19 protein-coding genes are annotated in these 21606 nt (G+C 73.1%); 11 read left to right on the forward strand and 8 right to left on the reverse strand.

Going from position 1 to position 21606, the window contains the following annotated elements:
• The first annotated feature begins 31 nt into the window (after positions 1 to 31).
• The 3 genes from ACFQZ6_RS22965 to ACFQZ6_RS22975 are packed head-to-tail and all read left to right on the forward strand — an operon-like array spanning position 32 to position 2576.
• Positions 32 to 319 (forward strand): acyl carrier protein, encoded by a 288-nt coding sequence (locus tag ACFQZ6_RS22965; protein ID WP_381611993.1) that lies wholly within the window; start codon positions 32 to 34, stop codon positions 317 to 319.
• Positions 316 to 1608: a beta-ketoacyl-[acyl-carrier-protein] synthase family protein gene (locus tag ACFQZ6_RS22970; protein WP_381611995.1), complete on the forward strand. Its 1293-nt coding sequence runs from the start codon at positions 316 to 318 to the stop codon at positions 1606 to 1608. Before ACFQZ6_RS22965 ends, ACFQZ6_RS22970 begins: the two co-directional genes overlap by 4 nt.
• Positions 1605 to 2576, forward strand: coding sequence for an ACP S-malonyltransferase (locus ACFQZ6_RS22975; protein WP_381611997.1), 972 nt, complete (start codon positions 1605 to 1607; stop codon positions 2574 to 2576). Before ACFQZ6_RS22970 ends, ACFQZ6_RS22975 begins: the two co-directional genes overlap by 4 nt.
• On the opposite strand, the gene ACFQZ6_RS22980 is transcribed toward ACFQZ6_RS22975, so the two are convergent.
• A complete protein-coding gene (locus ACFQZ6_RS22980; RefSeq protein ID WP_381611998.1) occupies positions 2566 to 2943 on the reverse strand; it encodes a DUF192 domain-containing protein in 378 nt (125 codons plus the stop codon). The two genes, ACFQZ6_RS22975 and ACFQZ6_RS22980, sit on opposite strands and share 11 nt — an antisense overlap.
• 116 nt (positions 2944 to 3059) lie before the next feature.
• Here ACFQZ6_RS22980 and ACFQZ6_RS22985 point away from each other — a divergent pair, with 116 nt between their 5' ends.
• The 7 genes from ACFQZ6_RS22985 (at position 3060) to ACFQZ6_RS23015 (ending at position 11168) form a co-directional block, all read left to right on the forward strand.
• Entirely contained in the window at positions 3060 to 3800 is a 741-nt protein-coding gene (locus tag ACFQZ6_RS22985) for a prepilin peptidase (RefSeq protein ID WP_381612000.1), read from the forward strand.
• Between the two features lie 73 nt (positions 3801 to 3873).
• Positions 3874 to 4746, forward strand: coding sequence for an LLM class flavin-dependent oxidoreductase (locus ACFQZ6_RS22990; protein ID WP_381612002.1), 873 nt, complete (start codon positions 3874 to 3876; stop codon positions 4744 to 4746).
• A gap of 67 nt (positions 4747 to 4813) precedes the next feature.
• Positions 4814 to 5593, forward strand: a complete 780-nt coding sequence (locus tag ACFQZ6_RS22995) for a class I SAM-dependent methyltransferase (protein ID WP_381612004.1) — start codon at positions 4814 to 4816, stop codon at positions 5591 to 5593.
• A 550-nt stretch (positions 5594 to 6143) separates the two neighbouring features.
• Positions 6144 to 6917, forward strand: coding sequence for an isoprenyl transferase (locus ACFQZ6_RS23000; protein ID WP_381612006.1), 774 nt, complete (start codon positions 6144 to 6146; stop codon positions 6915 to 6917).
• Between the two features lie 313 nt (positions 6918 to 7230).
• A complete protein-coding gene (locus tag ACFQZ6_RS23005; RefSeq protein WP_381612008.1) occupies positions 7231 to 8556 on the forward strand; it encodes a PhoH family protein in 1326 nt (441 codons plus the stop codon).
• A gap of 415 nt (positions 8557 to 8971) precedes the next feature.
• Complete coding sequence (locus ACFQZ6_RS23010; RefSeq protein WP_381612010.1) at positions 8972 to 9676, forward strand: aggregation-promoting factor C-terminal-like domain-containing protein; 705 nt, start codon at positions 8972 to 8974, stop codon at positions 9674 to 9676.
• 166 nt (positions 9677 to 9842) lie between these two features.
• Positions 9843 to 11168, forward strand: a complete 1326-nt coding sequence (locus ACFQZ6_RS23015; RefSeq protein WP_381612012.1) for an AI-2E family transporter — start codon at positions 9843 to 9845, stop codon at positions 11166 to 11168.
• Position 11169: 1 nt separating this feature from the next.
• On the opposite strand, the gene ACFQZ6_RS23020 is transcribed toward ACFQZ6_RS23015, so the two are convergent.
• The 5 genes from ACFQZ6_RS23020 to ACFQZ6_RS23040 all read right to left on the reverse strand — a co-directional run bounded on the left by ACFQZ6_RS23020 (position 11170) and on the right by ACFQZ6_RS23040 (position 16008).
• Positions 11170 to 13497, reverse strand: coding sequence for an ABC transporter permease (locus ACFQZ6_RS23020; RefSeq protein ID WP_381612014.1), 2328 nt, complete (start codon positions 13495 to 13497; stop codon positions 11170 to 11172).
• The gene (locus tag ACFQZ6_RS23025) at positions 13494 to 14183 is read right to left on the reverse strand and encodes an ABC transporter ATP-binding protein (RefSeq protein WP_381612016.1); all 690 of its coding nucleotides are present in this window, start codon (positions 14181 to 14183) and stop codon (positions 13494 to 13496) included. The genes ACFQZ6_RS23020 and ACFQZ6_RS23025 overlap by 4 nt, the downstream gene beginning before the upstream one ends.
• Positions 14180 to 14716 (reverse strand): PadR family transcriptional regulator, encoded by a 537-nt coding sequence (locus tag ACFQZ6_RS23030; RefSeq protein WP_381612018.1) that lies wholly within the window; start codon positions 14714 to 14716, stop codon positions 14180 to 14182. The genes ACFQZ6_RS23025 and ACFQZ6_RS23030 overlap by 4 nt, the downstream gene beginning before the upstream one ends.
• A 105-nt stretch (positions 14717 to 14821) precedes the next feature.
• Entirely contained in the window at positions 14822 to 15079 is a 258-nt protein-coding gene (locus tag ACFQZ6_RS23035) for a hypothetical protein (protein ID WP_381612020.1), read from the reverse strand.
• A complete protein-coding gene (locus ACFQZ6_RS23040) occupies positions 15076 to 16008 on the reverse strand; it encodes an SPFH domain-containing protein (RefSeq protein WP_381612022.1) in 933 nt (310 codons plus the stop codon). Before ACFQZ6_RS23040 ends, ACFQZ6_RS23035 begins: the two co-directional genes overlap by 4 nt.
• Before the next feature lie 231 nt (positions 16009 to 16239).
• Here ACFQZ6_RS23040 and ACFQZ6_RS23045 point away from each other — a divergent pair, with 231 nt between their 5' ends.
• Positions 16240 to 18516 carry a transglycosylase domain-containing protein gene (locus tag ACFQZ6_RS23045; protein WP_381612024.1) on the forward strand — a complete coding sequence of 759 codons (2277 nt, stop codon included), beginning with the start codon at positions 16240 to 16242 and terminating at the stop codon, positions 18514 to 18516.
• 27 nt (positions 18517 to 18543) lie between these two features.
• Here the strand turns inward: ACFQZ6_RS23045 and ACFQZ6_RS23050 are convergent, their stop codons facing one another.
• Both ACFQZ6_RS23050 and fomD read right to left on the reverse strand, forming a co-directional pair.
• Positions 18544 to 20598 carry a SpoIIE family protein phosphatase gene (locus tag ACFQZ6_RS23050; protein ID WP_381612026.1) on the reverse strand — a complete coding sequence of 685 codons (2055 nt, stop codon included), beginning with the start codon at positions 20596 to 20598 and terminating at the stop codon, positions 18544 to 18546.
• Between the two features lie 287 nt (positions 20599 to 20885).
• Positions 20886 to 21599: a cytidylyl-2-hydroxypropylphosphonate hydrolase gene (fomD, locus tag ACFQZ6_RS23055; protein WP_381612028.1), complete on the reverse strand. Its 714-nt coding sequence runs from the start codon at positions 21597 to 21599 to the stop codon at positions 20886 to 20888.
• Positions 21600 to 21606 lie beyond the last annotated feature (7 nt).

Below are 21606 nucleotides of genomic sequence, written 5' to 3' on the forward strand. Positions count from 1 at the left end.
TCGCGTCCCACGACCCCATGAGGAGACCCCCATGACCTCCACGCCACTCACGGTCGACGAACGCCAGCTCTTCGACGAGGTCCGCGCGTTGCTGACCGCCACCGTCGAGGACCTGACCGCGGAGGAGATCCAGCCCGACAGCGACCTGAAGGACGACCTGGGGGTCGACTCCCTGGCCCGGCTGGAACTCGTCGCCGCCATCGAGGACCACTGGCAGATCAAGGTGCCGATGGAGGAGGCGGAGGAACTCACCACGGTGCGCGAGATCGTCGCGCATCTCCGCGCCACCGTCCCGGCCCCCGCCGGTGAGCCCTCGTGAGCCGTCACCGAGGAGCCGTACCGGCTCCCCCCACGGCATCGGCGGCGATCACCGGACTCGGCGTCACCACGGCGCTCGGCGGTGACGTCGCCTCCACCTGGTCGGCGCTGCTGGCGGGCGAGTGCGGCGTCGGCCTGCTCGACGTCGGCCCACCGGGCGGCCCGACGCGGGAGTACCTCGCGGCGCGGGCGGCGGTGGAGCCCCGTACCGTACTGCCCCCGGCGAAGTCCTCCCACTGCGACCGCTCGGCGCAGTTCGCCCTCGTCGCCGCCAAGGAGGCGTGGCGGGACGCGGGGTTCGACCAAGAAGCGGGCCAGGGCACCCGGGTGGCCGTCGTCGTCGGCGTCGGCCTCGGCGGGCTCGGCACCATCCTGGAGCAGAACCACCGCCTGGAGACCGACGGCCCCGACCGGGTCAGCCCCCGCACCATCCCGCGGATGCTGCCCAACCACCCCGCCGCCGAGGTCGGCCTGATGATCGGGGCGAAGGCGCGCGTCCACACCCCGGTCAGCGCCTGCGCCTCCGGCGCCGAGGCCCTGGCGCAGGGCCTCGAACTCATCCGGTACGGCTACGCGGACGTCGTCGTCGCGGGCGGCACGGAGGCCGCGCTGACCCCGCTGGCGTTCGCCGGGTTCGCCCGGCTCCAGGCGCTCTCCACCCGCCATGACGACCCCGGGCAGGCGTCCCGCCCGTTCGACGCGGACCGCGACGGGTTCGTGATGGGGGAGGGCGCGGGCATCCTCGTCCTGGAGAGCCCGGAGCACGCCGCCGCCCGCGGTGCCCGCATCCACGGCCACCTCACGGGCGCGGGCATCACCAACGACAGCCACCACGTCGCCCAGCCCGCCCCCGGCGGCACCGGCTGCGCCGCCGCCGTCGACGCCGCCCTGCGCGACGCGGGCCTGCTCCCCTCCCACGTCCAGCACATCAACGCCCACGCCACCTCCACCCCGGTCGGCGACCTCTGCGAGGCGCAGGCCCTCACGGCGGTGTTCGGGGACGAGCTGAAGGAGATCGCCGTCAGCGCGACCAAGTCCGCCTTCGGGCACACCCTGGGCGCCGCGGGCGCGATCGAGGCCGTCCTCACGGTGCTGGCGCTGCGGGAGCGGACGGCGCCGCCCGTCCACAGCCTCGACCGCCTCGACCCGGAGATCGACACCATCGGCCTGAACGTCGTGGGCCGCCACCCCCAGCCCCTGCCCGGCGCCGGACCGCTCGCCGCGCTCAGCACCAGCATGGGCTTCGGCGGCCATAACGTGGCCCTGGCCTTCACCCACACCGCAGCATGAAACCCCGCACCGTACTGCTGTGTCCCGGCCAGGGCGCCTACCTCCCAGGCGCCCTGCGCCCGTTGCGGGACCACCCGCCGGTCAGCGCCGTACTGGAGATGGTGGACGCGCACGCCGGGGTGAGCGTGTCGGTGGGCGACCTGCTCACCGACCCCGCGGCGGCCCCGCCGGAGGAACTCGTCGCCACCCACCCGCTCGCCTTCGACCTCGCCACGTACACCGCCGCCGTGGCCGCCGCCAGCGTCGTACTGGACCTGCTGCCCGCCTCCGCCGACGCGGTCATGGGGCACAGCATGGGCGACCTCGCCGCGCTGACCGTCGCGGGCGCCCTCACGATCCGCCAGGGCGTGCAGCTTCTCAGCATCCGGGACCGCCTCCTGCGGGACGCCCGGCTGCCCCGGGCCGGCCTGCTGGTCACCGACATGACCTGGGAGCAGGCGGTCGACGCGCTCCGGGAGGGCGGTGCGCCACGGGTACGGATCGCCGCGCACAACGCGCCCGCGCAGGTCGTCCTGGCGGGCCCGGACACCGACCTGGCCGCCTTCCAGCGTACGGCACGCGACCGCGGCCACCGCGCCGCGCCGCTCACCAGCCGGACGGCGTTCCACCACCCGCTCCTCGGCGAGGTGCACCGCACCTTCCGGCGCCTCCTCCAGAGCCAGCCGCTCAGACGCCCCAGACTGGCGGTGCACACCACCGTCACCGACGGCCGCCGCGCCGACACCCCGGCCCAACTGCGCACCGCCGCGGCGGCGCACCTCGCCGAACCCATGGGCTTCGGCCGCGCCCTGCACACCCTGCGCCGCACGGGCTTCACCACCTACGTCGACACGGGCCCCCGCGCCCTCCTCAGCACCCTCGCCAAGGTCAACCTCCCCCCCAACGGCACCCACACCTGCGCCCCCCTGCGCACCCCGGCCCCCCTGGACCGCGTACACGACCGCCTGACAACGGCCCTCACCCCCTAGGGCTCTCCGGCGACACACTCACCCGCACCCCGGCCCCCACCCCCCACCCCGCCATCGCCCCCGCCGCCGCCTCCAGTACGTGCCGGGAGCGAAGGCGGGGCGCGCCCAGGCGGCCGGGGGGCATCGTGTGGACGGTGAGGACCGTGAGGTCGTGGGTGAGGTAGGCGACGTCGATGGGGAAGCGCATCCGGAAGGTGTGCACGCTGCTCGCGGGGGAGAGGAGCAACGCGCCGTCGATCGTGTCCCGGCCCAGCAGGCCCCTCGTACGGGCGCGGTAGGAGGTGGCGAGTTCCAGGGGGACCCGGACGTCGGCGTCGGGGCCGTGCACGATCAGCTCGCCCCGTCCGTCCCGCCAGCGTCGGCCCATGTCCCCGTACCCCGTCTCCCTGTCGCCCGCGCAAGGACCGTACCCACCGCCCGCCGGGCCCCGCATGGGTCCCCGGGCCCATGCCCGGCGCGGGCCCGGCGGACTAGGGTCCCCGCGTGCGCGCACTCATCGTCCTCGTGGCCGCCCTGTGGGGCGCCGGAGCCGGGCTGTTGCTGCCGCGGGCCGTGCACCGGCTCTCGGTGGACGCCGAGCAGCCGTGGCGTGCGGACTGCCCCGGCGGGCACCCGATCACCGGCGCGTTCGGCGGGTGGGTCGGGCGGGCCCGGTGCGCGGTGGTGGACTGTGCGCGGTACGGGCCGAATGTCGTCGGTGTCGCTGTGCTCACCTCCGCCGTCTGCGCCCTGCTCGGCGCCGCGACCGGCGCGCGGCCCGAGGTAGCCGTCTGGCTGGTCGTCGCGCCCGTCGCCGTACTGCTCGCGCTGGTCGACCAGCGCGTCCAGCGGCTGCCCGACGTGCTGACGCTGCCGCTCGCCGCCGTGACCCTGGCGCTGCTCGGCGTCGCCGCCGCGCTCCCCGCCGACGGCGGCTCCTGGACGACGGCGCTGCTCGGCGCGCTCGCCCTGGGTGCCGGGTACCTGTTCCTGCACCGCGTCAACCCGTCCGGCATGGGCTTCGGCGATGTGAAGCTGGCGCTGGGTCTTGGCGCCGCCCTCGGGTGGTACGGCTGGTCCACGCTGCTGCTCGGCGCCTTCGCCGGGCTCGCCTACGGCAGTCTGTACGGCCTCACACTGATCGCCCTGCGCCGCGCCAGCCGCAAGTCAGCGATCCCGCTGGGGCCGTTCATGATCGGCGGGGCGTTCACGGGCGTGCTGCTGGGGGCCCTCGCCGCGGCGTGAGGGCGCGCGGACGGGATGCGCGGGCGGCGGATAAGCGGTTGTCGTACGGACGTACGACCGCTAGGAAGATCCCATGACCGGACTCGGCGCTGTCTTCCGTCCCCAACTCCCGCCCGAGCGGCTGCGCGACATCGCGCGGCTCGCCGACGAGAGCGGGCTGGAGGAACTGTGGCTGTGGGAGGACTGCTTCCTTGAGGGCGGCGTCTCCACGGTCGCCGCCGCGCTCGCCTGGACCGAACGGCTCCGGGTCGGCATCGGCCTGCTGCCCGTACCGCTGCGCAACGTCGCCGTCACCGCGATGGAGGCCGCGGCCCTGCACCGGATGTTCCCCGGCCGTCCCGTCGTCGTCCTCGGGCACGGCGTCCAGGACTGGATGGGGCAGGTCGGGGCGCGCGCCGAGTCGCCGCTGACGCTGCTGCGCGAGCACCTCGACGCCCTGCGCGCCCTGCTGCGCGGCGAGCGGCTCAGCACCAAGGGGCGGTACGTCCGGCTCGACGACGTCGCCCTCGACTGGCCGCCCGCCCAGGCGCCCGAGGTGCTCGCCGGCGCCACCGGGCCGCGCACCCTGCGGCTGTCCGGCGCCGCGGCGGACGGCACCCTGCTCACCTGCGCCACCTCCGCGCAGGGGGTACGCGAGGCGCGGCGGCTCATCGACGAGGGGCGGGCGTCGGCCGGGCGGACCGACCCGCACCGCGTCGTCGTCTACCTGCTCGCCGCCACCGGCCCCGGCGCCGACGCCCGGCTGCGCGCCGAACTCGCCGCCGAGGGACTGGCCGACGTGCCGGGTCTCGGCGTCGCGGGGGACGCCGCCGCCGTCGCGGAGGCGGTGCGCGGGCTCGCCGCGGCAGGTGCGGACACGGTGGTCCTCCAGCCGACCGGGGACGAGCCCGACCCGGAGGGCTTCGTCCGGTTCGTGGCGGAGGACGTCCGCCCGCTGGTGCCGTAGGACGACTTGGTGGCGGAGGACGTCCGCCCGCTGGTGCCGTAGGGCCATGGAGAGGGAGGGGACGCGCATGAGGTCCTTCGAGGAGTTGGTCGCCGAGGGGGCCGCCGTGCCCACCGACGGGTGGGACTTCTCGTGGTTCGAGGGGCGGGCCAGCGAGGCCCGGCCGTCCTGGCGGTACGCCGAGTCGCTGGCCGGGCGGCTGGCGCGGGCCGAGGCCGCGCTGGACGTCCAGACCGGCGGCGGGGAGGTGCTGGACTTCGCCCTGGGCCGGGCCGCCCCCGCGGTGCCCGCCCGCACCGTCGCCACCGAGGGCTGGCCGCCGAACCTCGCCAGAGCCACCGCGCTGCTCCAGCCGCGCGGCGTCACCGTCGTCGGCGCGCCGGAGGACGCCCCGCTGCCCTTCCCGGACGCCTCCTTCGACCTGGTCTCCAGCAGGCACCCGGTGCGGCCGGACTGGGCGGAGATCGTCCGGGTGCTGCGGCCGGGCGGCACGTACTTCGCCCAGCACGTCGGTCCGGCCAGCGTCTTCGAGCTGACCGAGTTCTTCCTCGGGCCGCGGCCGGAGGAGGCGCGCCGGGGCCGGGACCCGGAGGGGGAGCGGGCCGCGGCGGAGGCGGCGGGGCTGGAGGTCGTGGAGCTGCGGGCGGAGCGGCTGCGGATGGAGTTCCACGACATCGCCGCCGTGGTGCACTTCCTGCGCAAGGTGGTGTGGATCGTGCCGGACTTCACCGTGGAGCGGTACGCGTCCCGGCTGCGGGAACTGGACGAGCGGATCCGCGCGGAGGGTTCGTTCACGGCGCACAGCACCCGGCACTTGTTCGACGCCCGCAGAGCCGAGCGGGGATAGCCGGGCGGCCGGTGTGGTTTTCACATCGTTACCGGCGGTGGCTCGTTTCCGCCGCGCACCTCCGGTAGGTTCAGACCAAGGTAATTCGCGTGAGCAAAGCCGCGCGGTGGGTGCCGCGCGGTGGAGGGGATCGCGCGGTGCTCTGCCTGAGGCGTCAAGGCCGCGGCGGGCCGCGTTAACCCGTCGGGATGATGTGCTCCAGACCGCTGAGGACCTGTGTATGCACCCCGATCCGGCCATGAACCGCATGTGAACCGGGGGTTCCGCCCCCATCGTGGCGTCGCCGGGCGAATTCGGAGAGTAGTTGTGGCACGCCGATGCACGCAGCATCACTTACGAAGGGTTATGGTGGAAGCCCCCCCTCGGGCCGGTCCGTCTCCCCCCCACGGACCGGCCCGTTTTTTGTGCCCCCGGAACCTGCCGCTCCGCACGGCACTCCGCGACGCCGCGGGATCATCGCCCCCGCCTCCACCCCCGGCTCCCGCCCCCACCCCACAGCGGTACGCTTCGCCAGCGGGGACCGCCACGGTACGGAGGGGCTGACGATCACGTGAACCTGCGCGACAAGCTGCGCGGCCTGCTGGTCAGGCTGTACGCACGCCGGGTGGAAGGCCACCTGGACCACGCTCAGGTGCCCAAGCACATCGGCGTCATCATGGACGGCAACCGGCGCTGGGCCAGGGCGGCGGGCTCCTCCACCATGCACGGCCACCGGGCCGGTGCCGACAAGATCGGCGAGTTCCTCGGCTGGTGCTCCGAGACGGACGTCGAGGTCGTCACCCTCTGGCTGCTGTCCACCGACAACTTCGAGCGCCCCGCGGAGGAACTCGTCCCCCTGCTCGGCATCATCGAGGACGTCGTCCGCTCCCTCGCCGCCGACGGCCGCTGGCGCGTCCACCACGTCGGCAACCTGGACCTGCTCCCCGAGGACATGCAGCGCACCCTCAAGGGCGCCCAGGAGGACACCGCGCACGTCGACGGGATAACGGTCAACGTCGCCATCGGCTACGGCGGCCGTCAGGAGATCGCCGACGCCGTGCGCTCCATGCTCCTCGACGCCCACGACAGCGGCGTCCCGCTGACGAAGCTCGCCGAGGCCGTCGACATCGACATGATCGGACGTCACCTCTACACCGGCGCCCAGCCCGACCCGGACCTGGTGATCAGGACCAGCGGTGAGCAGCGGCTGTCCGGATTCATGCTCTGGCAGACGGCGCACTCGGAGTACTACTTCTGCGACGTCTTCTGGCCCGCTTTCCGTAAGGTCGACTTCCTGCGGGCCCTGCGCGACTACGCGGCCCGGCACCGCCGCTACGGCGGCTGACCGACCCGGCGTAGACCCCAGCGGGCAGCGCGTCACACGGAGTTCACCAGCGCGCCGTCATATGCCCTGGCATGGCGGCGGGTGTTCGAGGGCATAGACCCAACAGGTCGACTCCCGAACCACGGGTGTCGGATCTCAGCGGACGGCACGGGGCCGTCCGCCCGGGAGGCCCTTTGCACCAGCCCGATCGTGCGTTCACCGCACGGACGCAGCAGCGGAGGGCCGGTCCTCGGCCCGCGGTGCACCGCGGCCGGAAACCGGTCCAGCTAGTCTCCGTCGCTCCCCGACCTCATCCGAGGGGGTACGTCCTTCCGTGGTGACCAGCACAAAGCGCCACAAGCCCGACCGGCGCACCTATGTTCTCGACACCAGCGTCCTGCTGGCCGACCCGAACGCCATGAGCCGCTTCGAGGAGCACGAGGTCGTGCTCCCCGTCGTCGTGGTCACGGAGCTGGAGGCCAAGCGGCACCATCCCGAACTCGGCTACTTCGCCCGGCAGGCCCTGCGCCTGCTCGACGACTACCGCGTCCGGTACGGCCGTCTCGACGCCCCCATCCCGATCGGGGAACTCGGCGGATCGCTGCGGGTCGAGCTGAACCACTCGGACCCCAGCGTGCTGCCCAGCGGCTACCGGCTGGGGGACAACGACTCCCGCATCCTCGCGGTCGCCCGCAACCTCCAGGCCGAGGGGTTCGACGTCACCGTCGTGTCGAAGGACCTGCCCCTGAGGATCAAGGCGTCCTCGGTGGGCCTCCTCGCCGAGGAGTACCGCGCCGAACTGGCCATCACGGACTCCTCCGGCTGGACCGGCATGTCCGAACTGACCCTGCCCGGCGAGCAGGTGGACATCCTCTTCGAGGAAGGGCACCTGTACGTCCCCGAGGCCGCCGACCTGCCCGTGCACACGGGGCTGACCATCCAGTCGGAGCGCGGCAAGGCGCTCGGCCGGGTCACGCCCGAGGGCAACGTCCGGCTGGTGCGCGGAGACCGGGAGGCGTTCGGCATCAAGGGGCGCAGCGCCGAGCAGCGGATCGCGCTCGACCTGCTGCTCGACCCGGACGTCGGGATCGTGTCGATGGGCGGGCGGGCCGGTACCGGCAAGTCGGCGCTGGCGCTGTGCGCCGGGCTTGAGGCGGTGCTTGAGCGGCGGCAGCACCAGAAGGTGATGGTCTTCCGGCCGCTGTACGCCGTCGGCGGGCAGGAGCTGGGCTATCTGCCCGGCACCGAGGCCGAGAAGATGAGCCCCTGGGCGCAGGCGGTCTTCGACACCCTGTCGGCGGTGACGAGCCGGGAGGTCATCGAGGAGGTCACCGCGCGGGGCATGTTGGAGGTCCTGCCGCTCACCCACATCCGGGGGCGTTCGCTGCACGACGCGTTCGTGATCGTGGACGAGGCGCAGTCGCTGGAGCGGAACGTCCTGTTGACCGTGCTGTCCCGGATCGGCGCCAACTCACGGGTCGTTCTCACCCATGACGTGGCACAGCGGGACAATCTGCGCGTCGGGCGCTATGACGGCGTGGTGGCCGTCGTGGAGAAGCTGAAGGGCCATCCGCTCTTCGCCCATGTGACGCTCAACCGGTCCGAGAGGTCCCAGATCGCCGCCCTTGTGACCGAAATGCTGGAGGACGGCCAGATCTGACCGTCTCGCCCCAGCTCGGGGCGGTCACGCGGCAGTTGGCGCCGCCCGGCAAAGGCCGAGAGCCTAGCCGGGCGGCGCCTTCGTGTGGGGTGGAAAGCGGAAATCCGCGGGGGCAAACCGCATGTGAGCTTTCACACGCAACTCGGAATTGCCTTGCGCCGTCGGGTTACGGCAGAGTCTCAATCCTGTCAGGCCCCGCATACGACACTCCTGTGCCCCCAGCGCCACGGCACAACAGCAGTCACAACTCCATAGCAACCGTCGTATGCCGCCCGAGCACCACGCGGCGCCCCCGAGCCGGGAGTCGCCCACCGGGCCCGCGCCTCCCGTGACCCCGCAGTTGGGGAGGCCAGTGCCAGGGGCACGATTGCGTCCGCCAGGGTCACCGAAGCGGGCGATGCTGGAAGGAAACCGTGTGAGCCGGATCTCGGTCCGGGGATTCGCAGTGGCCTCGGCCACCGCGGTCACCGCAGTCGGAAGCGTCGTCGGCGTTGCCTCGGGCAGCACCGCCCAGGACAACGACGCCGAGGCGGCGGCAACCGACCTGACGCTCCTCGCGGACATACCCGCGGGCCAGCAGGCCCAGGTGCAGACCGCGTCCCTGACGCAGCAGGCCGACGTCCAGGCCATCGCGGCGGACGCGAGCGCCAAGAAGCAGGCGGAGGAAGCGGCCCGCAAGGCCGCCGCCCAGACCGCCATCGAGAAGAAGGAAGCCGCCGAGAAGGCGGCGAAGGCCGCCCAGGAGGCCAAGGAGCGCGAAGAGGCCGAGGAACTGGCCAGCCGCTCCGCCACCCGGGACGCCTCCAGCTTCGCGGTCCAGAGCTCCTACTCCGTCGCCGAGATCCAGTCGATGGCACGCTCGATGGTCCCGGCCGACCAGTGGACCTGCTTCAGCAACATCGTGGACCACGAGTCGAGCTGGAACTACCAGGCGGTCAACCCCTCCTCGGGCGCCTACGGCCTCTTCCAGGCGCTGCCCGGGTCGAAGATGTCGTCCGTCGGCGCCGACTGGCAGACCAACCCGGCCACCCAGATCAAGTGGGGCCTGAACTACATGAACGAGCGCTACGGCAGCCCCTGCGGCGCCTGGGGCTTCTGGCAGGCCAACAACTGGTACTGAGCCGGAACCCGCGGCGCTCTCAACCTCGCGCAGCCCTTCCCCGTCCTAGGGGAGGGGCTTTCGCGCTTCACCCGGCCTGCGCGCCCCGCGCGGCGGGGCCCTGTACGGTCGGATCCGACGACTCCGGGGGGGAGTGGTGGGGAAGAGCGGGGGAAGAGGACGGATCATGTCGCGAGTGCCAGGGTGGGTCGGCCGGGTCGGCGCCGGGCTGACCGCCATGAGTGAGCGGTGGAGCGAGCGCCGGGCCGAGGCCGAGCGCGAACACGCCGAGGAGCGGTCCGAGCCGCCCGCCCCCGCCCCCGTGCCGCCCCCACCGGACCGCCCGCCGCTGGTACCGGCCCGCCCCGACCCGGCGCAGGCCGTGCCGTGGGGCGTGCGGGTGGCCGCCGAGGTCGGCTGGCGGCTGCTGGTGCTCGCCGGGACGCTGTGGGTGCTGATGCGGGTCATCAGCGCCGTACAACTGGTGGTGCTGGCGTTCGTGGCCTCGCTGCTGATCACCGCGCTGCTCCAGCCGACCGTGGCGCGGCTGCGGCGGTACGGGGTGCCGCGCGGGCCCGCGACCGCGCTCACCGCGGTGCTCGGGTTCGTGGTGATGGGGCTGATCGGGTGGTTCGTGACCTGGCAGGTCATGGAGAACATCGACGACCTCTCCGACCAGGTGCAGGACGGCATCGACGAGTTGCGGCGCTGGCTGCTTGACAGCCCGTTCCACGTCACGGACAAGCAGATCAACGAGATCGCCAAGAACCTCCGGGAGGCGGTCGGGGCGAACACCGACGAGATCACGTCGGTGGGCCTCGAAGGCGTCACCGTGGTCGTGGAGACCCTGACGGGCGTTCTACTGGCCGTGTTCTCCACGCTGTTCCTGCTCTACGACGGCAGGCGCATCTGGGAGTGGTCGCTGAAGCTGGTGCCCGCGGCGGCCCGGCCGGGCGTCGCCGGTGCTGGTCCGCGGGCCTGGCGGACGCTGACGGCGTACGTCCGGGGCACGGTGGTCGTGGCGCTGATCGACGCCATCTTCATCGGGCTCGGGATCTACTTCCTGGACGTCCCGATGGCCGTGCCGCTGGCCGTGTTCATCTTCCTGTTCGCCTTCATCCCGCTGGTCGGCGCGGTGGTGTCCGGGGCGCTCGCGGTGGTCGTCGCGCTGGTCACGCAGGGCGTGTTCACCGCCGTGATGACGCTGGTCGTCGTCCTCGCCGTACAGCAGATCGAGGGGCACATCCTCCAGCCGTTCATCCTCGGCCGCGCCGTCCGCGTGCACCCGCTGGCCGTGGTGCTGTCGGTGACGGCGGGCGGCATGATCGCCGGGATCGGCGGGGCGGTCGTCGCGGTGCCGCTGGTGGCGGTCACCAACACCGTCGTCGGCTCTCTGCGGAGCTACTCGGAGGAGGTGGCGCGGGCCCGGCTGGCGGCGGAGTCCGGGACCACCGGAACCCCGCCGCCCACCGAGGACACGCCGCCGCCCCCGACCGAGGACAGCAAGCCGTAGCTCACTCCGTGCGCAGGCCCTCCGGCCGCATCAGCCGCCACAGCGGCGGCAGGCTCAGGAGGGTCACCACCAGGACGACCCCCGCGCCGGTGCCGGTCATCGTCAGCACGCTCGCCCAGTCCACCGCGACCGGCGTCGCCGCCAGCCGCAGCAGCACGGCGCCCAGGGTCATGCCGACCGCGGCGGCGAGCACCAGGCCGAGGGCGATCGGGATCGCCGTCTGCCACAGCACCGACAGGCTGAGCGTGCGCCGCCGGGTGCCGAAGGCGACCAGCGCCGACAGCAGCTTGCGGCGCTCCCGCAACTGTTCGAGCTGGGAGACGAGCAGGCTCGCCCCGATCAGCGCCAGGACACAGGCCGCGCCGACGAGCAGGCCGGTGCGGATGGAGTCGTAGCGGTCGGTGCGGTCCACGGCGGACCACGTCATCGGGTACGCCAGCGGGTCCACGGCGGCGGCCGTGTTGCGGACCTTCTCGGCGGCGTCCGGCACCGAGAAGTCGACGGCCAGGTACACCTGCCCGGTCAGCGCCCGCGCCCCGCCCTCGGGCAGGGCGCCCGGGGTGAGGAGGAAGCCGCCGCGCTCGGAGCCCGTCATGTCGGTGCGGGACTCGGCCTGCTTCAGGCCCTTCGGAAGGGTCCAGGGGACCTCCCGGCCGGGCGCCAGGGTGTCGTAGGACGGGTCGAGGTACAGCGTGCGGCCCGGCTTGGCCAGCAGCGGCGTCTCCGTGTCGTACTCCGCGCCCGTCACCGCGAACGCGTCGCCGTCCCGGCAGGACGGCAGCACCGCCACCTCCCGCAGCGCCGCGCAGTCGGCGACGGTCACCTGCGTGGTGTGCTCCGGGTCCTGGGGCCGGTCCCCGAGGCCGCCCTCGGAGTAGGCGGCGACATTGCGCACGCCCTCGGTCCGCCGGAACCGTTCGGCGGCCGACGGCACGGCCACGTCGCTCGTCAGGCGCACCTGCATCTGCGCGCGGGTGAGGTCGACACTGGTCGGCTCGGTGTAGTCGCTCTCGACGCCCGTGAACAGCATCTGCAGCGCGATCGCACCGGCCACCGCGACCGCGATGCCGTTCACCGTGCGGGCCGCCGTACCGCTGCTCAACTGGAGCCTGCGCACGGCCAGTTGCCAGGACACCGCGCCCGCGCCGAGCCGGGCGACGAACCGCTCGACGAGCCACGGCAGCAGCGCGGTCACGCCGACCAGCAGCAGCACGACACCGCCGACGACCAGGTACTCGTTGAAGTCGCCGTTGTCGCGGCCCTGCCCCATCATCGGGTACAGCGCGGCGAGTCCGGCCAGCGGCAGCAGCAGCCGCCACCACAGCCGCCGCCGCGCGGGCTTCGCCGTGCGGACGACGCCCAGCGGCTCGATCACCACACCGCGCAGCGCGAGCAGGGTGACCAGGACGGCGGCCAGCGGCACCGCCAGCGCGACCAGCGCGGCCAGCGCGGGCGACGGGTTGAGGTAGTCCGGGAAGACGCTGATCCCGAACGCCTCCAGGGAGCCCGCCAGTTCCCGGCCGAGGAGGAAGAACACCGCCCCGAAGACCAGCCCGAGCGCCGACCCGGCGAGCGCCTCGCCCGCGGCGACCCGGCGGGTCATCCGGCTGTCGGAGCCGACCAGCCGCAGCGCGGCCAGCCGCCGGTCGCGCCGCTCCCCGCCGAACCGCACCGCCGCGGCGATGAACACGCCGACCGGTGTCAGCAGCACCGCGAACAGCACCACGATCAGCAGGATCAGCACCGGGTCCCACGGCTCGGACGGCTGCCGTTCGCCGCCGAAGTGGTCGATCCGGGTCACGTAGGAGGTGTCGATGTGCTCCGCGAGGTCCTGGCCGTCGCGGTAGAAGGCGAGTTCGGCGGGGCCGACCAGGCCCTCGTCGCCGATGGTGCCGGTGATCCGGTCCGGCAGCCGCTCCCGCAGCAGGGCGCCCTCGTCCGACTCGAGGAGCCGCTTCAGCGCCGGGGAGACGACCATCTCGCCGGGCGCGGGGAACCGGTCCACGCCCGGCGGCAGCGGCGCCCGGGCGCCCTCCGCCTCCAGCTCCCGGCCGCGGACGTCCTCGTCGTGGTAGGAGGTGTCGACGTTCGCGACGACCAGCGTGCGGTCCGACTTCGGCGGGACGACGGGGCTGTAGGTGATGTCGACGCGCGCCTCCGACCGCTCGTGCCGGGCGTCCAGCGCGTTCGGTATCGCGGTCGTGAGCAGCAGCAGCGCCACCCCGAGGCCGACGCCGACGCCGGTGAGGACGGCCCGCGCCCAGCCGCCGCGCCCGGTGAACGCGAACGACGCGCCCATGCGCAGGTCGCGCAGCCACTGCCGCGTCATACGGCGCGCTCCATGTCCCGGGACCTGCCGTCGCGGACGACGATCTCGCGGTCGGAGTAGGCGGCGACCCGGGCCTCGTGGGTGACGAGGACGACGGCGGCGTTGGTGGAGCGGGCCGCGTCGGTCAGCAGCTCCATCACGCGCTCGCCGTTGAGGGAGTCGAGCGCGCCGGTCGGCTCGTCGGCGAAGAGCACGCGCGGGTCGGTGACCAGGGCGCGGGCGACCGCGACCCGCTGGCCCTGCCCGCCGGAGACCTCGCCCGGACGCTTCTTGCGCAGGTCGTCGACCTCCAGGCGCTCCATCCAGGTGAGCGCGGCGCGCTCGGCCTCCTTGCGGGGGCGGCCGTTCAGGCGCAGCGGCAGCGCCACGTTCTCCACGCAGGTCAGCTCCGGCACGAGCTGCCCGAACTGGAAGACGAACCCGAACTCCGAGCGGCGCAGGGCGCTGCGCCGGGTGTCGTTCATGGTGGCCATCTCCTGGCCGTCGTAGCGGATCGAGCCGGAGTCGGGGGTGACGATCCCGGCGAGGCAGTGCAGCAGCGTGGACTTGCCGGAGCCGGAGGGGCCCATGACGGCGACGACCTCGCCGGGGTGGATGGAGAAGTCGGCGCCGTCCAGGGCGGTGGTGGGGCCGTACGCCTTGCGGAGCTGGTCGGCGGTGAGCAGGGAGCCGGGCGGTGGGGTCACTTGGCCTTCACCGCCTCGGCGAGCTTGTCGAGGCGGGCCGCGGTCAGCTCCAGCCAGCGCAGGTCGGCCTCCAGGTGGAACAGGGCGTGGTCGCAGATGAGCTGGTCGGCGAGGTCGCCCTTGCGCTTGCGGTCGGTGAGGACGCGCATCAGCCGCAGGTGCTCCGAGCGCTGGGCGTCGAGGATGTCGGCGGCGTCGCGCCGGGTGAGCAGCGCGAGGACGACCTTGGTGTAGAGGGTCGACTGGAGGTACGGCTCCGGCTTCTCCGGGGTGGCGAGCCAGCGTTCGACGTCGGTGACCCCGGCGTCGGTGATGGCGTACCGCTTGCGCTCCGGGCCGCCGCCGGGCTCGACGCCGTCGACCTCGACGAGGCCGTTCTTCAGCAGCCGCGACATCGTGGAGTAGACCTGGCCGTAGTGCAGGGGCCGGTCCTGACCGAACTTCTCGTCGAACGCCCGCTTCAGGTCGTAGCCGTGGCGCGGGCCGGACTCCAGGAGTCCGAGGAGGGTGTGACCGATGGGACCAATGGACATGCGGAGCACTGTACACAGGGCGTATACACGGCATGTATACACGCCGTGCACAGTGCTCGGCAGGGCGTACGAACCCGCAGGTCAGGGCCCTTTGTCACAGTTGTGCTACTGCGACTCCGGGCCCCGTGGCGGCCGTCCCCGGCGGGGGATCGGGCCCGCCTCGCCGGGCAGCCGTCCCGCCTCCGCGAGTGCCCGCCGCAGCAGGAACTCGATCTGCGCGTTGGCCGACCGCAGCTCGTCCGACGCCCACCGCGCGAGCGCCTCGTAGACCAGCGGGTCCAGCCGCAGCAGCACCTGCTTGCGCTGCCGCGGCTGCCCGCGCCGGGGAGTTCCCGGCTCCTCCTGGGGCTGGGGGTCCGTCACTGGTAGAGCGTCCCGGTGTTCAGCACGGGCTGGGCCGAGCGGTCCCCGCAGAGCACCACCATCAGGTTGGAGACCATCGCCGCCTTCCGCTCCGAGTCCAGCTCCACGATGTCCTGCTCGGCGATCCGGGCCAGCGCCGCCTCGACCATGCCGACCGCGCCGTCCACGATCTGCCGCCGCGCGGCCACCACCGCGCCCGCCTGCTGCCGCTGGAGCATCGCCGAGGCGATCTCGGGGGCGTAGGCGAGGTGCGTGAAGCGGGACTCGATGATCTTCACTCCGGCCGCCTCCACGCGCGCGTGCAGCTCGATCGCGAGCTTCTCGGTGATCTCCTCGGCGTTGCCGCGCAGCGACAGGCCGTCCTCGTCGTGGGCGTCGTAGGGGTACTCGATGGCGATGTGCCGCACGGCGGCCTCGGTCTGCGTCGAGACGAACTCGACGTAGTCGTCCACCTCGAAGGTGGCCTGCGCGGTGTCCTCCACCCGCCACACCACGACCGCGGCCAGCTCGATCGGGTTGCCGTAGGCGTCGTTGACCTTCAGGACGGCGGTCTCGTGGTTGCGGACCCGGGTGGAGATCTTGGTGCGGCTGGTGAACGGGTTCACCCAGCGCAGGCCGTCCTGGCGGATCGTGCCCCGGTAGCGGCCGAAGAGCTGGACGACCCGGGCCTCGCCGGGCGCCACCGTGTTCAGCCCGCACATGGCCAGGAAGGCGGCCACGGCGATCAGTATGCCGGGGACGATCAGCGCGGCCTTGGCGGCGCCGCTGACCGCCACCGCGGAGATCGCCAGGCCCACCCCGCCGAACAGCCCGAGGAGGCCGAGCAGCAGGGCGAGCCCGCCGCCGATGCTGTGCGCCTGGAACTCCCGCACGCGCGGGGCGGGCATCTCGGGGACGTCGGCGGTGGGTGTGGTGTCGGGTGCGGACATGGGGAACCCCCGTCTCTGTGCTGCTGAGCTTCTGCTCGCAAAGTGATATCACTTTACCCGCTCGTAGCAACCCCCGCCGCCCCTCAGTCGTCGGATTCATTGAGGTGGGTGCTGATTGTCACGTCCGGAAAGAGTGGGATCGGACGGACTTCGTCAGATAAACCGGTGTTAGCTTGCAAGGCTGGGACAGCCTTCTGGGGCGGACGAGAACGAAGCGGAGCGAACGGACTCATGGGACGAGCCGAAGAGAGGCGAGCGCGGCAGCGCCGTGGCCGCCGTGCGGCCGGTCCAAGTGGCATACGCCGCCTGTTCACCTGGAAGAAGATCCTCGGTACGTTCCTCGGCCTGTGCCTGCTCGGCATCGGCGGCTTCATCGTGCTGTACCTGATGATCGACGTGCCCCAGGGCAACGCCCTCGCGCAGGAGCAGAGCAACGTCTACAAGTACGCCGACGGCTCCACCCTCGCCCGCACCGGCGAGGTCAACCGCGAGGTCGTCGACCTCGCCCAGGTGCCCAAGGAGGTGCAGCGCACCTTCGTCGCCGCCGAGAACAAGTCCTTCTACAGCGACTCCGGCGTCGACCTGAAGGGCACCGCGCGCGGCGTCCTCAACACCCTCTCCGGCAAGGGCAAGCAGGGCGGCTCGACGATCACCCAGCAGTACGTCAAGAACTACTACCTCACCCAGGAGCAGACGGTCACCCGCAAGCTCAAGGAGCTGGTGATCTCCCTGAAGGTGGACCGCCAGATGTCCAAGGACGACATCCTCGCGGGCTACATCAACACCAGCTACTACGGCCGCGGCACCTACGGCATCCAGGCCGCCGCGCAGGCGTACTACCGCGTCGACGCCGAGGACCTCACCGTCGAGCAGGGCGCCTACCTCGCGGCGCTGCTCCAGGCGCCCAGCCAGTACGACTGGTCGTCCGCCTCCGACACCGGCCGGAAGCTGGTGAAGCAGCGCTGGAACTACGTCCTGGACAACATGGTCGAGGAGGGCTGGCTCGACGCCACCGAGCGCGCCGCGGCGAAGTTCCCGGTGCCGAAGGACCCCGCGGGCGCGCCCGGCATGGAGGGCCAGACCGGCTACCTGGTCGAGGCCGCCAACGCCGAACTCGCCCGGCAGCTCGTCGACCAGGGCGCCGCCGCCGACACCGAGGAGGCGCTGGCCCGCATCGACCGCGGCGGCTGGACGATCACCGTCAACATCGACAAGAAGAAGCAGGCCCAGCTCGTCAGGTCGGTCAAGCAGCAGCTCACCAGCAAGCTCGACCCCAAGGAGCGCGAGGTCGACGCGGACGTCCAGGCCGGTGCCGTCTCCGTCGACCCGAAGACCGGCCGGGTGCTGGCGATGTACGGCGGCGTGGACTACCTCAAGCACTTCCGCAACAACGCCACCCGCCTCGACTACCAGGCCGCCTCCACCTTCAAGCCGGTGATCCTCGCCGCCGCCCTGGAGGACGCCGCCGAGACCCAGGACGGCGACCCGATCACCGCGAAGACCATCTACGACGGTGACAGCGAGCGGCCCGCCGAGGACAACGGCCGGGAGGTCGGCTTCGCGCCGCCCAACGAGGACGACGTCGACTACGGCGACGTCACCGTGCAGACCGCGATGAACAAGTCCATCAACTCCGTCTTCGCCCAGATGGGCATCGACGTCGGCATGGACCGGGTGATGGAGGTCGCCGAGGACCTCGGCATGAGCGGCGGCCTGGAGGCCGTACCCGCCCAGACCCTCGGCTCCATGGGCGCGAGCCCGCTCCAGATGGCGGGGGTGTACGCCACCTTCGACAACCACGGCAAGAAGGTCACCCCGGCGATCGTGGGCGCCGCCGAGCACAAGGACCTCACCGTCGACCTGCCGGACCCGGTGGGGGAGCAGGTCATCAGCCGGGAGGCCGCGGACACCGTCACCTCCGTGCTGACCGGCGTGGTCGACGACGGCACCGCCCGGGTCTCGGTGCGGAACAACCCGGCGCGCGGCGAGCAGCAGGTCGCGGGCAAGACCGGTACGTCGGACGAGAACAAGTCGGCCTGGTTCACCGGCTACACGCCGGGCCTGGTCACGTCGGTCGGCCTGTTCGGCGAGAACGACGAGCCCCCGCACAACCAGGTCCCGATGTACAAGGCGGGCGGCGAGCCGCGCGTCAACGGCGGTGGCTTCCCGGCGCTGATCTGGGCGCAGTACACCTTCGGCGCGATGGGCGGCGTCACCGAGTTCGACCTGGAGACCGACCAGGGCGCCGCGGTCGAGCCCGACGAGGAGCCGACCAGCGAGGCGCCCCCGTCGGAGTCGCCCAGCGAGGAGCCGACCAGCGAGGCGCCCACCACGTCGGCACCCCCGACGCGCGAGGCGCCGACGACGCAGGACCCGACGACCGAGCCGCCCGTGTCGGACGAGCCGACGACGGACGACCCGACGAGCGAGCCGCCGCCGACCGAGACGAGCGAGATCGAGCTGCCGGACAACCCGGCCGCGCCCGGCAACGGCAACGGCAACGAGTAGCGCCGGGGGGCGGTGGTCCGGGCCCGGTCAGGCGCCGTTCAGCTCGAACCACACCACCTTGCCGGTGCTCAGCCGGGTCGCGCCCCAGCGCCGGGCCATCCGGTTCACCAGGTAGAGCCCGCGTCCGCCCTCGTCGGTGGCGCGGGCCTGCCGCAGCCGGGGCAGTTGCGGCACGTCGTCGCCGACCTCGCAGCGCAGCACGTCGGTGCGGAGCAGCCGCAGGGTGATCGGCCGGGAGGCGTACCGCACGGCGTTGGTGACGACCTCGCTGACCAGCAGCTCCACCGAGTCCGACAGCTCCTCAAGGCCCCAGCGGGCCAGGGCGCGCCGGGCCAGGCGGCGGGCCTTGCCGGGCGCCATCTCCTCCGGGTCGAGGTACCAGTACGCCACGTCGCTGGGCGAGATGCCGTCGAAGCGGGCGGCGAGCAGCGCGATGTCGTCGTCCCGGTCGCCGGGGCCGAGCATGTCGAGGACCTCGTCGCAGAGGGCCTCCAGCGGCGGCGGGTGGTCGGGGCCGGTGAGCTGCGCGGTCGCGGCGAGCTTCTCGCGGAGCTGCTCTATGCCGGTCCACACGTCCCGCAGCCGGGACTCCACCAGGCCGTCGGTGTACAGCAGCAGGGTGCCGCCCGCGGGCGCGTCCAGCTCCACGGCCTCGAAGTCGACGCCGCCGACGCCGATCGGGGCGCCCGCGGGCACCCGCAGCACCTCGGCCCGGCCGCCCAGGTGCAGCAGCACGGGTGGCGGGTGTCCGGCGTTGGCGACGGTGATGCGGTGGCTTACCGGGTCGTACACGGCGTACAGGCAGGTCGCCATGCGGTCGGTGCCCAGGCGCTGGGCCTGCTCGTCGAGGTGGTGCAGCACCTCCTGCGGCGGCAGGTCGAGACCGGCCAGGGTCTGCGCGGTGGTGCGGAGCTGACCCATGATCGCGGCGGAGGTCATGGAGTGGCCCATGACGTCCCCGACGACGAGGGCGACGCGGCTGCCGGGCAGCGGGATGGCGTCGTACCAGTCGCCGCCGACGCGGGCGGTCTCGGCGGCCGGGAGGTAGCGGGAGGCCAGGCGGACGCCGGTGGGCTGCGGCAGGGTCTCCGGCAGCATGGTGCGCTGGAGCTCGTCCGCGATGTACGCCTCCCGCCCGTACAGCACCGCCTTGTCGATGCCGAGGGCGCTGTGCGTGGCGAGCTGCGCGGCGACCAGCAGGTCGTCGGCCTCGAACGCGAGCCGTTCGGGGCGGCGCAGGAAGACCGCCGCGCCGATCACCCGGCGTCGGCCGCGCAGCGGCGCGAGGATCGCCCGCTGTCCGGCCGGGACGATCCCCTCGGCGTCGGCGCCGAGGAGTTCGGGCAGCGCGGCGCGGGCGGCGGGCGCGTCCGCGAACACCGGGCGCACCCCGCGCAGCACCTCCGCGAGCGCGCCACCGGGCCGCACCTCGGACAGCTCCGCGGTCAGCTCGGTCAGCCCCGGCGGTTCCGTCGGCTCCGGCAGCGGCGCGGACAGGAAGCCGCTCTCGGTGTCCCGCTCCTCCGGGATGCGGTCGGTGCGGCGCAGCCGCAGCACCATCGGGCCGGTGGGCCGCTCGTCGCCGACCGGCAGCGGGTCGCGCAGATAGACCAGGATCGCGTCGGAGAACGTCGGCACGGTGGCCCGGCACAGCCCCATCACGATCTCTTCGAGGTCGATGCCGCGGGCGATGCGCCGGGTGGCGGCGCCCACGAACCGCAGCCGGTCCCCGTCCCGCCGCATCGGCGTGGGCCGACCCGGCGTCAGCGCGCCCTGCCCGGTGCGGCGGTCCTGACCGGCGGGACCGTTGGGGCCGCCGGGGCCCACGGCGGCGTGGTCCTGGTCGGGAGCGGGCTGCGCCGGGATGTGCTCGGACGCCGCGGGACGCGGCCGGTGGGTACCGGGGTCGGCGGCGGGGGGCTGGGCGTGCTCGGGCCCGGTGGACGCGGCGGAGGCGGGTAAATCGGTACTTCGGGCCGCCGCCGGGGTATGCACCATCGCCCCGCGGGGGATCGCGGGGTCGGCGCCCGGCTGGGCGCGTTCAAAGGAGGTCGGCTGCTCCGTCACGCGTGTCGAGTCCATCCGTCCGGGGTCGTGCGCACCGTGCGCCGCACGCGCAGTTCGTCCCGCAGGGGTTCCGATACCCGGAATGGGTGTCCCAGGAACGGAATTCCCGCGTCGGCAGAGGCTGTTGCTGTGTCACCGGCGGACCCACGGCCCGCGCGGGTGTCGCCGTCGTACCCCTCACTCACGTCCTGCCCGCCCCTCGGTGACAACCGGTCAGACCCTGCGCGTACCCCCGGAGTTGCTGCGACGCGCCCTTGCGGAGGACGATCCTACGTTTGGTGCCCGGGGGCACAGCAAGGGTCTCACGAGGACACATGCGCGGGCGTACGATCCCAGTCCTCCGGCAGTTGCGGAACCGTCCAGGCGGGATCGGGGCGCCAGTTCTCCCAGCCGTCCGAGAACGGCGGCCCCCAGTCGCGGATCACGGCCACCGCGGCCCGTCCCGCCGCCCGCACCCGCTCGGCGCGCCCCGGGTCCATCAGGCCGTCCCGCTGGGCCTGCGCGAACTCGTCCTCGTCGCGCCAGTGCCAACTGCCGTCCGGGTGTACGGAGATGTCGAGGAAGTGGTCCTCGGAGTCCACGCCGCCGCCCCACCGGGTGAGCGGCTCCTCCAGGTTCACGTACCAGTTCTTGAACCGCCACCCCGGCTCCCAGAACAGCCACACCGACCACGGCTCACCGGGCCGCGCCAGCTTCAGCACGCCGGTGCCGAACCAGCGGTCGCGCGTGACGGTGCGCGGCTTGGTGTAGCGGCTGCCGAGTGGCTCCTGGTGCACGGGGGTGCCGTCGGCGAGGACCGGCTTGACGCACTCGGTGCCGGGGGCCATCCAGGCGGCGAGCAGCTCGGGGTCGTCGTGGACGACGGTGACGGGGCGCGCGATGTGGAAGCGGTCACCGGCGTTCTCCCGGTACCGCCACAGGATGCTTGTCCCGGGCGCCCAGTACGCCGCCGGGGCGCCGCCCGCCGCCAGGTGCCTCACGTCCGCGCCGTCCGCGTCTCCGTCTCGGTCTGCCATGAACGGA

Origin of the sequence: Streptomyces flavalbus (assembly GCF_042674625.1) — a bacterium.
Classification (GTDB): Bacteria; Actinomycetota; Actinomycetes; order Streptomycetales; family Streptomycetaceae; genus Streptomyces; species Streptomyces flavalbus.